This is a genomic window from Lentilactobacillus otakiensis DSM 19908 = JCM 15040, assembly GCF_001434145.1.
In the GTDB taxonomy this organism is placed as follows: domain Bacteria; phylum Bacillota; class Bacilli; order Lactobacillales; family Lactobacillaceae; genus Lentilactobacillus; species Lentilactobacillus otakiensis.
Genome location: NZ_AZED01000014.1, coordinates 270,005 through 283,786, shown reverse-complemented (window position 1 = coordinate 283,786; position 13,782 = coordinate 270,005). Strand labels below are relative to the sequence as shown.

General features: G+C 42.8%; 12 protein-coding genes. 1 reads left to right on the top strand and 11 read right to left on the bottom strand.

Translation table 11 applies throughout. The features are described 5' to 3' along the window. Positions 1-46: 46 nt before the first annotated feature. Together glpK and FD05_RS08905 are read right to left on the bottom strand one after the other, a co-directional pair. Entirely contained in the window at positions 47-1,555 is a 1,509-nt protein-coding gene (gene glpK / locus FD05_RS08910) for a glycerol kinase GlpK (RefSeq protein ID WP_020280282.1), read from the bottom strand. A 196-nt stretch (positions 1,556-1,751) separates the two neighbouring features. After that, complete coding sequence (locus FD05_RS08905; RefSeq protein WP_013727873.1) at positions 1,752-1,940, bottom strand: 2-hydroxymuconate tautomerase; 189 nt, start codon at positions 1,938-1,940, stop codon at positions 1,752-1,754. Between the two features lie 160 nt (positions 1,941-2,100). On the opposite strand from FD05_RS08905, the gene FD05_RS08900 reads away from it, so the two are divergent. Continuing rightward, entirely contained in the window at positions 2,101-3,534 is a 1,434-nt protein-coding gene (locus FD05_RS08900; protein WP_039932354.1) for a C69 family dipeptidase, read from the top strand. 917 nt (positions 3,535-4,451) lie between these two features. Here FD05_RS08900 and FD05_RS08890 read toward each other — a convergent pair. From FD05_RS08890 to FD05_RS08850, 9 genes are all read right to left on the bottom strand, one after another. Further along, the gene (locus FD05_RS08890; protein WP_020280285.1) at positions 4,452-5,879 is read right to left on the bottom strand and encodes a C69 family dipeptidase; all 1,428 of its coding nucleotides are present in this window, start codon (positions 5,877-5,879) and stop codon (positions 4,452-4,454) included. 362 nt (positions 5,880-6,241) lie between these two features. After that, positions 6,242-8,368: a type I DNA topoisomerase gene (topA, locus tag FD05_RS08885; RefSeq protein ID WP_020280286.1), complete on the bottom strand. Its 2,127-nt coding sequence runs from the start codon at positions 8,366-8,368 to the stop codon at positions 6,242-6,244. Between the two features lie 109 nt (positions 8,369-8,477). Beyond that, positions 8,478-9,362, bottom strand: coding sequence for a DNA-processing protein DprA (dprA, locus tag FD05_RS08880; RefSeq protein WP_020280287.1), 885 nt, complete (start codon positions 9,360-9,362; stop codon positions 8,478-8,480). A 37-nt stretch (positions 9,363-9,399) separates the two neighbouring features. Further along, positions 9,400-10,173, bottom strand: coding sequence for a ribonuclease HII (locus FD05_RS08875; RefSeq protein WP_020280288.1), 774 nt, complete (start codon positions 10,171-10,173; stop codon positions 9,400-9,402). Then, positions 10,154-11,026 (bottom strand): ribosome biogenesis GTPase YlqF, encoded by an 873-nt coding sequence (gene ylqF, locus FD05_RS08870; protein WP_039932359.1) that lies wholly within the window; start codon positions 11,024-11,026, stop codon positions 10,154-10,156. The genes FD05_RS08875 and ylqF overlap by 20 nt, the downstream gene beginning before the upstream one ends. Before the next feature lie 11 nt (positions 11,027-11,037). Further along, positions 11,038-11,256 carry a YozE family protein gene (locus FD05_RS08865; RefSeq protein ID WP_020280290.1) on the bottom strand — a complete coding sequence of 73 codons (219 nt, stop codon included), beginning with the start codon at positions 11,254-11,256 and terminating at the stop codon, positions 11,038-11,040. A gap of 2 nt (positions 11,257-11,258) precedes the next feature. Then, entirely contained in the window at positions 11,259-11,876 is a 618-nt protein-coding gene (locus FD05_RS08860) for a YpmS family protein (RefSeq protein ID WP_020280291.1), read from the bottom strand. A 6-nt stretch (positions 11,877-11,882) separates the two neighbouring features. Further along, positions 11,883-12,809 (bottom strand): GDSL-type esterase/lipase family protein, encoded by a 927-nt coding sequence (locus FD05_RS08855; protein WP_020280292.1) that lies wholly within the window; start codon positions 12,807-12,809, stop codon positions 11,883-11,885. An 85-nt stretch (positions 12,810-12,894) separates the two neighbouring features. Next, entirely contained in the window at positions 12,895-13,743 is an 849-nt protein-coding gene (locus FD05_RS08850) for a DegV family protein (protein ID WP_020280293.1), read from the bottom strand. Between the last annotated feature and the right edge of the window lie 39 nt (positions 13,744-13,782).

Genomic DNA, 13,782 nt, shown 5'->3' with positions numbered 1-13,782 from the left:
ACTGACCAATTTTTGGCCGGTCGCTTTTTGATTTCAAAATGATTAACTAATCTTCATCTGAATGATAGGAAATGGTTGCCTTAACCGCTCTTTGCCAGCCGGAGTATAGCTTGTGGCGAGTGGGCTCATCCATTTTTGGTTCGAAGTTATCTCGTGATTTAACCGTTCTTCTGATCTCTTCGATTGAGTCCCAGAAACCGACTGCCAAGCCTGCCAAGTATGCAGCACCCAACGCGGTGGTTTCTGAAATTGAAGCTCGCTGAATTGGTGTGCCCAAGATATCTGCTTGGAACTGCATCAAATAATTGTTGTTCGCTGCCCCACCATCAACTGCCAGAGACTTCAAATCAATCCCAGTTTCAGCAGCCATAGTATCAACAACATCCCTTGTCTGATAAGCCAATGATTCCAGGGTCGCTCTAACGAATTGATTTTTGGTCGTCCCGCGGGTTAAGCCAAAGACTGCCCCACGAGCATCCTGATCCCAGTAAGGCGCACCAAGGCCGGTGAAGGCTGGCACGACATAAACGCCATCAGTACTTTTAGCGTCAATGGCCATTTGCTCTGAATCAGGGGATGATTTGACCATCTCCATACCATCTCGAAGCCACTGAATGGCCGAGCCGGCAACAAAGATACTTCCTTCAAGCGCATAATTAACCTTACCGTTGATGCCATATGCAATTGTTGTCAACAAGCCGCGTTTGGAAAGAGTTGGCTCTTCACCGGTGTTCATCACAATGAAAGCACCGGTGCCATAGGTATTTTTGATCATACCACGCTGCAAAGCCATTTGACCGAATAAAGCGGCCTGTTGGTCACCGGCAATCCCGGCGATTGGCACTTGGACGCCTGAAAATGAGTAGCCGGAAGTGTAGCCATAAATCTCTGATGAAGAATGAACTTCAGGCAACATACTTTCCGGAATGTTCAATAATTTGAGAATATCTTTGTCCCAAGTTAAAGAATGAATGTTAAATAGCATGGTTCGGCTGGCGTTCGTATAGTCAGTTGCATGAACTTTTCCGCCGGTGAGTTTCCAAAGAACCCAAGTGTCGATCGTCCCAAATAACAGGTCACCATTATCGGCCTTTTGACGGGCCCCCTCAACATTATCCAAAATCCACTTGATCTTGGTTGCTGAGAAATATGAGTCAATGATCAACCCGGTTTTGTCGTGGATCATGTCATTATAACCATCGCGTTTGAGCTGATCAGCCAGCGCGGCAGTTTGTTTAGACTGCCAAACAATTGCGTGATAAATTGGCTCGCCGGTGTTCTTATCCCAAATCACCGTCGTTTCCCGTTGATTGGTGACACCAATTCCGCGCACCTTGTAGGGTTGCACATCTGCGTTAATCAAGGCTTCAGAAATGACTGACTGAACGGCATTCCAAATCTCATTGGCATCATGTTCAACCCAGCCTGATTTTGGAAAATACTGATGGAACTCCCGTTGTGCCTTACCAACGATATCCCCATCATTATTAAACAATATTGCCCGGGTACTTGTTGTCCCCTCATCAATGGACATTATGTATTGCTGATCATTCATGTAAAGGTCTCCATTCCTATTATTCGTGCGTTTATACGCCTTTTCTCTTCGTTAAGTATACAATAATATCGATTGGCAAACCAACCCTCAGTCAAACTTTATAAAAGTAAAAGAATTTTCTTTCATTCATTCAAACAGAATCTCAAACAAAAAGCCCACAATGATTGGATTGCAGGCTAATTGATGAATTTCAAAATTACTTTTCGTCGCTTTTAAGCACACCGCCAACACTGTAACGATTCTTTTCCATTTCGCTTAAAATAACGTGAACGTGTTCAGCTGGTGCACCAGTGTTTTTAACAACGGCAGCAGTAACGTCCTCAACCAGACCCTTCAATTGATCTTGAGAACGACCGGCAATTAAATGAATATCTACGATTGGCATGTGTAAAATTCCTCCATTTGTTTTGAATGGCAAAAGTATACCTTAAATATTTTTTGCCTGCAATATGCAAATGAACGTTTGAACACTGTCGAACCGATTTATAACAAAAAATGATACAATAACGAAAGCAATAGTCAACTGCAAATAGGAGATTTTAAAAATGATACCTTACAAAAACTTTTCTGCATGTACCAGCATGATTGTTGGTAAAAACGCCAGCATCGATGGCTCAATTATGATTGCCCGAAACGAGGACAGTAAGTCTTCCTGGCCAAAGAACTATGTTATCCATAAGCATCAAGAATTCGATGACGAACCAGAATTTTCATCTAATGATAATGGTTTTAAACTCACCTTACCCAAAATCAGATTCAAGTATTCGGCCACTCCTGAATGGACTGAAAAATTCGGGTTATTTGAAGAAGATGGCTTTAACGAATACGGCGTTGCGATGAGTGCCACTGAAAGTACTTATACCAATAAATTGGCTTTGGGTGCTGATCCGCTTGAAGAAGACGGCATTGGCGAAGAAGCCATGATCACCGTTGTCCTACCATACGTCAAGACCGCCCGTGAAGGTGTTCAGCGTTTAGGTCAAATTGTCGCATACTATGGGACCTCAGAATCAAATGGGATCCTCTTTGCCGACAAAAATGAAGCTTGGTATATGGAAACTGGCGGCGGCCACAACTGGGTTGCCCAACGCATTCCAGATGATGGATATGCGGTTATTGCCAATCAAAGTGCCATTCAAGAAATTGACTTTGACGATCCTGACAATTTTATGTGGTCACCCAAGATCCGCGACTTTGTTGCTGAAAACCATTTGAATCCGGATCTTTCTGGGAAGACATTTAACTTCCGAAAGATTTTTGGAACGGCTGATTTGTCCGATACGTATTACAACACACCACGGGTTTGGTACGGCCTGAAAATGTTCTCGCCCGAATTGAATTTTGAACCTACCAGTCAGGAAATGCCGTTCATTAACCATGCTAATCGAAAATTAAGTGTCTTTGATGTTCAAGACTTCTTAAGTTCCCATTATCAAGGCACCTCATTTGACCCCATTGGTGAGGGCTCTGAGCACGATCAACACCTTTACCGACCAATTAGCCTAGCCAAGACGCAAGAGGCTCATATCCTCCAAATTCGGCCAAATATGCCTACTGCAGCCGCTGGGATCCAGTGGTTGGCGATGGGTGTCGCTGCTCAAAGTTCCTTTGTGCCATTCTATGCGGGCGCCAATGATACACCAAAAGCTTATCAAAACGCTTCCGGCAGTTATGCACCCAACCAAGCTTATTGGACTTACAAACTTGCCGGCGTGTTAGTTGATCCCCACTACGTTAAGTTTGGCCCGAAACTAAATGACACGAAAGCGAAGTTACGGGTCAAGTTCCAGCAATCCGTTAAACAGGCTGATGCGGCCATCGCCGGTTTATCCAACGTCGAACTTGGTGATTACTTAACCAAGGTTAACTTTGACAATGCTAAAACTGGACTGAATGCTTACAACAGCTTGATAAGTGATTTGATTACCAATTCGACTGATTTATCACCAATCAACTTTACCCAGGACATGAATCTATAAGAGCTAAAAAAGGTTTTACAATATCTGTTGTTGGTACTATTGATGCTTTAGAGGAAAGTACTGCTATACGAGCCACAGACTACGATACTAATAGAATTGACAATGATATTGTTCTAAGAGAATCAGACAACGAACTCGCTAAAGAAACGCTGAAAGAAGTTTTCCATACTCAAATAATCTTCAATCAAACGATCCAATATACGGTCCCGATCAAGCAGATTGGAAGCTTATGACTACTCTCGGTTGAAAATATGGGATGAGGTATGTTGAAGGGACTCTTCGAAAGAAGATGTACTCAAAAGTTTCATTATTGATTGGTAGGTGGGTTTCTGAAAAGAAATTTGTAAGCATTTGGCAAAAAACTATCAATGTAGCGAGTGGCCAAGTTTTTGTCACCGATCTCACCCACTTCTAAGAAATGCTGGACTGTCAAAATCGTTGACGTGCTCGGTATCTTAGCTTAATTAAAGGATGAATAAACCCATGAGTAAATTATTAATTCGGATCACCACAGTGATTATACTGATCTTCATAGCCTGGGGAATTTCCCAAGCAATCAAGAATTTCATTGGAATTTATCACCAAGGTTTATGGGTTGGAATCGGCGCAACAGTCTTTCTTATATGTGTCATTATTTTAAAAAACATGTGGGACAAAAGGAATCATTAAATTGTTTCTCGATTCTAAATTGCTTCCACATAGTTTTTCCCCCATAACTCATCATTTTGAATAGATTCAAAAACTGAGATGAATTTTCCTTCAAATTTGTGGTCTAAACTTTCTGGTATTGATGGAAAACATCAATGCCAGTTTTTTATCCAACACAAATAGGACATCACTGCCCCATATGCTACGATTTAAAAAAGGATGCTTCACAAACTGCTGGTTTGTGGAACATCCTTTTTGAATACCGAATTTTAATAATGTTCTCGAGTGAATGAACCCGGAACATCTTGGCTGGCTTTAACAACCAGCTTCGTTAGCAGATCTTCTGTATCTTTCATGATCCGATCAGCAGTACGGGCATTTGCTTGTCCCAGTGCTCTAACAACGTGCGAGCCAGAAGCTTCTTTTTCAGCCATTTGCTTGTCAACTTGGGCAATTCGCTCATGCGCATAGCCCATTGCCTTGAGTTGATAGTCTTCAATGTCCTGCATCAATTCTTGGTAATGATCAGCAGCAATCAACGAAATGAGACGGTTTGCCCAATATGCGTTGTGACTGTCTAAAGTGCCAGTGGTATCGCGGTAACAATCCGGTGTATTCACCACGTTGGTGAAGAATGGTGTCAACGTGTTAAATGGATTGGAAGCAAATGTCAGCCACTGAATTGCCGAGTAGGCTGAAGGAATTCCTGGACGTAACTGCAGAATGGATAATTCCTGGTTACGGTTGATTCCAATTGGCCGGTATGGAACTGTCTTGTAATCTGCACCAGGCGCAAATGGATCATAAGGCGTGTCTTGATAATGGGAACTCAAAACAAACTTGATATCTTCAATGGTGATCTTACGGTTGGCGTGACAAATAAATGGCAAATCATTGCTCATCGGTGTCTTGTCCTTGACTGATTCAGGGTCAAAGTAACGCTGACCATACCAAGCCCGTGGTGTGTTGTAGTGACGATCCAACTGAGTATCGGAACCAAAAATCTTTCTGAAGTTAAAATGACTTGATGGATTCAGATGATGAGCTTGTGCAAATTTGCGGAGGTCCTTTGAGAACATGAAACTGTCAGGATCATCAAAGTCGATTTCTTGAATCCCTGTTTGGTTAGGTGCAATCACATAGGCATCATCTGGAATCCGCTGAGCAGCCCAGTGATGGCCGCCGGCAGTTTCCATGTACCAAATTTCATTGACGTCTGAGAACAAAATCCCGTTAGATTCATAAGTGCCATACTTCTCAAGCAGCTTACCAACCCGTTGGACACCTTCACGAGCAGAATTAATGTAAGGCAACGTGATGGTCAAGAGATCTTCTTCACCAAGACCATCCTTTTCAAATGGGTCGGCACCGATGACCCGCGCATTGGTCGTAATCGTCTCTGTCGCACTCATTGCCACATTATGGGCATTGATACCGGCTTCACCCCAAATGCCCTCGCCAGGGACAGCATCGGGCACTGAGGTATATCTCAATGGGTTCTCTGGTAATTTAACAGCAAAGTTAGTTAATTTTGAATGATAATCGCGTGGTTGATCCTCTGATTCAACAACCACAAACTTCTTTGGGTGGACTGCTTCCCCCGCATCTTCATTCCGAGCGATAATGGTTGACCCGTCATAACTGGCCTTCTTGCCAACTAAAATAGTTGTACAACTACTGTGTTTTGATGAAAACATTGTAAAGCCTCCCCTAATCTTCTATCAACTTGATTTTACACCCTTTTGTGCATTGTGGAACAAAAGAGAATTGGACGGAAAATTTGAGTTGGCTCAGGTGGAATCTTGATGATTGAAATGGAATATTGGCAAAGATCGGTCAGGGGCGGTGGAAAAATGTTTGGGTAGGATTTCCACAATGATTTAGATTGTGCAGGTTTTGTAATTGTTATTTCTCCTACAGCTCCCTTCTGCTTCTGAGCTATGCTCCGACGACCCAGGACCCTACTACATAAAAGAGAAGCACCAACGATAAACCAAGTGCGTTCATCATTGGTGCTTCTCTTTTATGCTCCGGGCCCTAAACGGGTCTCGTCGCACACTTATTTTTGTGCCGGTTCCTCATAGTCGCCGTTTGGACAAACAACTTGGGTGCCGCCCTTTACCCGCTTTTCGACTAAGAAGTGACCGTCTTTTGGACAATCTCTGCCGATTGGTTTATCCCATGAGACAAAGTCACAATCGGGATATCTTGAACAGCCGTAGAAAATTCGATTTTTCCTTGATTTTCGTTCAATCACTTGACCTTCATGACACTTAGGACAAATGACGCCGATCTCCTTGACAATTGCCTTGGTATTTCGACAATCCGGGAATCGTGAACAAGCATAGAACTTGCCGTACCGGCCCATCTTGATGACCATTGGTGCACCACAGATTTCACAATTAATGCCTGCTGGCTCATCTTTGATCTGAACTTTTTCCATATTCTTGGTTGCTGCATCGACTTCATTTGAAAATGGCTTGTAGAATGTATCAACTAATTTGATCCAATTCTCTTTACCTTCTTCAACTTGGTCAAGTTTACCTTCCAAGTTAGCCGTGAAATCAATATTAACGACATCAGGGAAATACTCAACAATAATCTTGTTAACAATTTCACCTAATTCGGTTGGCTCAAATCGGCGACCAACTTCTTTAACGTAATATCGACGTTGAATGGTATCAATAGTTGGTGAGTAAGTTGATGGCCGGCCAACACCCTTTTCTTCAAGGGCTTTAATCAGCGTGGCTTCACTGTATCGTGCAGGTGGCTGAGTAAAATGTTGATCTGGATTATTCTTAACCAACTTGACAACATCGCCAGTTTCCAAGTCCGGCAATAGATTGTCTTTTTCTTTGCTATCACCATAAACTTTCAAGAAACCATCAAATTTCATCTTGGAACCATTGGCCTTGAAAACAACGTTGTTTTGCTCAATTGTGACTGCCATCGTGTCCATAATTGCTGGCGTCATTTGGCTGGCCACAAATCTTGACCAAACCATTTGGTATAACCTGAACTGGTCTCGGGTCAAGTACTTCTTCAAACTAGCTGGTGTTCTGAATACTGAAGTTGGCCGGATCGCCTCATGGGCATCTTGGGCACCTTCAGGCAACTTACCCTTAATAGGCTTGGTTGCAGCATATTCGGCACCATATTCTTCGTGTAGGAACTTCGAAGCTTCATGCTTGGCAATCACAGAAATCCGGGTTGAATCAGTACGCATATAGGTAATCAAGCCTTGACTGCCTTCTTTACCGATGTTGATTCCTTCGTATAATTGTTGAGCAGCCATCATGGTTTTCCGAGTCCGATAATTCAACTTACGGTTGGCTTCCTGTTGCATCGTACTGGTGGTAAATGGTGGTTGTGGCTGACGCTTGCGTTCACGTCGGGTTACCTTGGTGATATCAAAATCACCTTTAGGATCTAATTGTTGCAGAATCTTTTGAACTGCCTCATTATTTGGCAGTTCTTTTTTCTTGCCATTCAAGCCATAGAATGAAGCTTTGAATTTGCTGCGTCCCTTTTTAAATTCAGAGTCAATGGACCAATACTCTTCTGGCGTGAAGTCCTTGATGGCTTTTTCCCGCTCGATAATCAACCAAAGTGCGATTGATTGAACTCGTCCGGCACTTAGGCCCTTCTTAACTTTTTGCCAGAGTAATGGTGAAATGGAATAACCCACTAATCGGTCGAGGATTCGGCGAGCCTGCTGGGCATCCACCAAATTCATATCGATGTTACGGGGATGCTTGAATGATTCCTTAACAGCGCCTTTAGTGATTTCATTAAAGACGACCCGGTTATTATCATTCGGATCTAAATCAAGAATGTGCTGTAAATGCCACGCAATTGATTCCCCTTCACGATCGGGATCGGCTGCAAGATAAACTTTTTTGGCTTTTTTAGCAGCGGAACGTAATTCTTTGATCGTGTCACCTTTACCACGGATGGAAATGTAGTGTGGTTCGTAGTCGTGATCAATGTCGACCCCCATCTTACTCTTAGGCAGGTCACGCACATGTCCTTTGCTGGCCACAACTTTATATGAGCGACCAAGATACTTCTCGATAGTCTTAGCTTTGGCTGGTGACTCAACAATCACCAGATTTTTTTTAGGCGATTTTCGCTTGGTTTTAGTTTTTGCTTTGGCTTTTGGTTTGGTTTTTGTAGAAGTTGCCATATTTTCTCCCCTCAAAACTGCTTATTTTTAGTTATATTATTGTAGGAATTTTTATTACAAATCTACCACATCATATTGCAGGAATTTTGAAGTGTCAACTAATGAACTTCTAAATCCCGGTGTGAAAGTATTCCTCCAGAATGTCCAAATCGCGTAAGACCGGTTTTGCACCGGCAACAATTAATTCATTCGTGCCAACAGAAAGCGGTGCTAAAATCGATCCCGGAACTGCTAACACATTCCGATTATTTTGAAGCGCTAAATTAGCCGTAATTAAACTGCCCGAGTGTTGCTTGGCTTCGGTGACTAAAACGCTTTGCACCAACCCGGCAATGATTCGATTACGTTCTGGAAAATGGTTGCGGTAGCCCTTCGTGTGGTTCGGATACTCGCTGATCAGCAAATGATCCCGGGCGATGCTGGCTTGGAGGTCTTGGTTGGAATATGGATAGCAAATATCCATCCCCGTCCCAATCACTCCGATTGTACAACCGTTATTGGCAATCGCACATTGATGGGCCAGTGTATCAACTCCTTTTGCGAGCCCCGACACAATAGTCATTGTATTGGAAACTCTTCCAGGAATCAAATTTTTTAAGATTTCAACGGAATATGAGGTACAGTCTCGCGCACCGACAATCCCCAACAATGGATGCTTCAATAGGTCCAAATCTCCACGGTAAAATAAAACTAATGGTGGTGCGTACGATTCTCGCAGCTGCAATGGATACTCAGCATCGACAATGGTCAACCAGCGTTCGCCATCGACTAATTTGATCACCTGTTCATCATCTTGAATCAACTGCTCATAACTTTGTCGAAAAACTGCCGAATTCCGTGAATTTAGCTGAGCGACCGCACTCAAAAAGCCTGCCGTCGGGATTTGCAGATCGTTCCAGCCGACTCGGTCCATCCAAGTGTAAATTTTTGATTTGCCAATAATGCCAATTCCCTTACATAAATGGATTCTCAATAAAAAATCTCTTAAAAGCATTGTCTTCATCCTTTTAAGAGTAATTACGTAAAAATATTTATTTTTTGCTAAATTTTTTAACTGGCGCAAAGGTCATTCGGTGAATCGGAGTCGGACCGTACGCTTTTAAAGCTGCTAAATGCTTAGCCGTCCCATAACCCGCGTTGTGCGGAAAATCATATTCGGGATAGCGTTTGGCATATTCATCCATTAAATGATCCCGGTACACCTTTGCAACGATGCTGGCAGCGGAGACACTAATGCTTTTTGCATCCCCTTTGATCAATCGAGTTTGTCGAATTGGTACTGGGATCTGCATGGCATCGACAATAATCTCTTCGGGCCGGGGGTCCAAAGCTTCGACTGCTTGTTTCATGGCAACTCGGGTGGCTTGATAAATATTCAACTCATCGATGCCGTGATTATCAACCATCCCAATTCCAATACTCAAAGCTTCCGCCCGGATTTTCGGTGCTAATTCAGCCCGGATGGATGGTGTCAGTTGCTTAGAATCATTGACCGCAATTAGATCAAAATCGTGCGGCAAGATAACCGCAGCCGAGACCACTGGCCCTGCCAATGGGCCACGACCGACTTCATCCACGCCGGCAACGTATTGTAATCCGTGATGCCAAAATGAACGTTCATATCTAAAACGATGCTCAAATTCAGCCAAAGCTTCTGCCTTTTTTTGGAGCCGTTTGATTGTGGCACGGGTGGCTGTTTGGACACCTTTACGAGGATCGCTTTTCAATTCAGCTAATTGAGGATCAGTAAGGTCCTCGATCTCAGCCAACACTTGTTTAATTTCTTTAATCGTTAGCTTGGTCATCGTCGTTCACCACTTCGGGATCGTCAAGGGTATACCGGCCAATTTTACCAGAACGGAAATCTTGAATAATCCGGTCGGAGCCTCTCTCATAATCGTCGCGCATACCAACTTTTTTGGTAATCTGCAAAAGTAAATCAACATCGGATAAGTCGAGATCATCATCATTCAAATGATAACGATCCTTCAGTCCTTCGGGATTTAATTGTCTAATTTCTTTCAAGCCAAATAAGGCAACATCGTCACTGGCATAGACACTTTCCTTAATCGCACCTGTGAATGCTAATTTGTTGGCAACCTCCTGACTGGAGAATTTAGGCCACAAAATGCCCGGCGTATCCAGCAATTCCAATTTATCGGTGGATTTGAGCCACTGTTGGCCCTTGGTAACGCCAGGTCGATTACCGACTTGAGCTGCCCGACGGTTCACCAATCGGTTCAAGACTGTCGACTTCCCAACATTGGGAACGCCCACACTGATAGCTCGAATTGGCCGCTTCTTCATCCCTTTATCCTGCTCACGCTGCAATTTATCGTGCAAAATTGGCGAAATAACTGAGATGACGTTATTAATTCCAAATTTAGTTTTGGCGTCAATCGCAATTGCGGGTTGATCATGTTCGGCAAAATATTGCAGCCAAGCATTGGTTCGCTTTGGATCTGCCAGGTCCCGTTTGGTCATAATGTAAAGATGAGGCTTATCAGCACTAATCCGTTTAATTTCGGGGTTCTGAGAAGTCAGTGGAATTCTGGCGTCAATCACTTCGAATACGACGTCAACCAAAGAAAGATTTTCTTCGAATTGGCGGATTGCTTTAGCCATATGTCCTGGAAACCATTGTATTGTTACTGCCATTATTTCACTTCCTAAAAGCTTTCTTGGTATTCCTTCCACACCGAATCAAATATTTCCATGGTGGGAAGGTATGAAGCATTTTCTTCTAAATATTTGGATAGTTCATCAAATTCATCTTCCTGTTTGGGAAATGACTGATCATAAAATGCATTGTTGGCAAACTCAGCCTCAGGATCAGTACTTCCCGGGTTACGTTTGGTCATCAGAAATTGATAGAATGTTTTGTTCAATACTAATCCTCCTTGTCTGTTTGCGGCAAAAGAATGTCAAAGGTGAATTTACCCTGACCCTTCATATCAATGGTTCGTGCGCGATAATTGATTCCATTGTCACCATTCATATGAATAATATCAAGTTTGATGGTTTTATCCTTTGGAATCAATTGAACCCATTTGGGCAGTTTGTAATTTTGCTTAACATACATCAGAACAAAACTAATTGGCACCGGGAACTTGCCTAACGCAAGCTTATTTGCATGGAGTTCAATATTGCCATTTGGCATCACCTTGGGATCAAACGTCAGTGAGTAATCAACACTTGAACCTAATAACTTGAGTGACCCATAGACAATTCCTTCATTTCCCACTTCGAAATGATATTGAGCTGCCGAACCCTTTTGCAGTCGCCCTAAGTAATAATTGGATAACTGATTCAACTGGGTTTTGTTGATCGTCGCAGAAATTGGTTCTGATGTGTTGGTTGACTTTTGATTAACTGACTTGTTAATGGATGAAGAAAGTGACACCGCTAAAAAAACGCCAGCCGCTGCGATGATCAACATGCTGATGAGTGCTATAAAAGCAATTTTCCACGGGTTTCGCTGTTTACTTTTGTTTGAGGCATTTCTCATTCAAACTTACTCCTTTAGCCAAGTAATATGTGCCGCCATTTGTTTATAAAGTTGGTTGGTCATGATTTTATAACCGGTTAAATTTGGATGGAAATGATCATCGTTTGACAGATATTTGTTGGATTGAGCCGGTTGCCCATCCAGCAGCTGTTCAATATCTGCTGGTGAATTGTGCCCTTCAGCAATGATACTGGCGGCTGCTTTCTCCTCCAAGGATTTCCTGGATTTAGCCGTCTTAAACTGACCATCCGTCAACTGTTTGTTAATCGACACAAAATACATGCCGTGCTGTTGATTAATGACTTTACTGGTAATTTGGTTGGTATGAATCACCGTATCATTAATATAACTGACCTGTGGAAAGTAGACGTATACCGGGTTGTAAATCCCAAACACAAAAATCGGTGCCTGCCGGTTCAAATGGCGAATGTTTCTGAACAACCGTGTCACCCTGGTCTGGTATGTTTGGCAGTAACCCGTCATTTTCCGATCCAACTGGTGTTTGTTCAAACCCACGACATTAGCTTTTAAAAATTTGAGCAGATCGTTACCACCAGTAGTGATCGTAATGACGTTTGCCTGGCGAAGACTGTTCTGCAGCCGTTTGGAATGAACCACCCGATGATTAATCTGGTTGGTTGTCTCACCAGAGATTCCGTAGTTAGCAACTGACATTCTCACACTTGGATTCTTGTCAGCGACTTTTTCACGAATCAAATGGGTATAGCCGCCTTTAGCAGTTGGATCCCCAACTCCTTGGGTCAATGAGTCACCAACTGCAGTCAACTTCACCTCTTTGGGGAGCGAAGTCGTCCCCGAATTAAGAAAATGGTAACCGCCAAAAGCCGCCGCACCAATCACGACGATCCCAAGCAGCAGGAGCAACCAATGAAAATGATGCTGTTTTTGTTTGATATGTTTATTTTTACTCACAGAAACAACCTCTCATAAAAATCTAAAAGGGGTGATAACAAAACGCCCGCTTTGTCTCGCCCCTTCAAGCAATATTCATCTAACATTATTCAGGATCACTGTAATAAATTAACGCGAAGGCACCCTTTCCAGTGTGGGTGGAAATGGTTGGTGAAGTGACCCGCTCCAAAAATGAAGCATCTGGGAACTCCGCCTTAAGCTTTTGAACAGTATCCTTTAACACTTCGGTCTCAGTGACATATGAAATGCCAATCGACTTGATAGAAGGCGTGTTTTTCATTTCATCAATGATACCATTGAAAAACTTTTTAAGTGACTTATCGCCACGACCTTTAGAAATAATTTTAAGTTTGCCGCCAGTAACCTGAAGCCCTAACTTGATATTTAAGAAATTGGTAATCGCTCCAGCAATGGGATGAAGCCGGCCGCCTTTAACAATGTTGTCCAAAGTCATGACGCAAAGATACAACTTGGTATTACTACGTACTTTATCAACTCTGGCTAAAATTGTCTTCATATCAGCACCTTGTTGAGCAAGTTTAGCAGCTTCAATCACTTGAAAGCCTAATCCACGGTCAGTACTCTGGCTGTCAACAACTGTTACGTCAGCCTTACTTAAAGTTGCCGCCTGTTCTGCAGCATGGACAGTCCCACTGATTGCTTCCAGCATGTCCAAACAAAGAACCTGACTGCCATCTTCGCCCAATTGATCGAACGCTTCCACAAATTTACCAACTGGTGGTTGGCTTGTCTTTGGCAGGTCATGTGCAGCAAGCATTTGAGGAACAAAGGTTTCATTGGTGATTGTGTCACGGTCAATGTACACAGTATCATCGATCATCACTGTTAATGGAACAATCGTAATTCCGTATTGTTTGAGTTCTTCATCTGTAAGTTGAGCGGATGAATCCGTCACAATTTTTACTTTTGCCATTTGCGCCACTCGTTTCTTTACAAAATTAATAATTTATTT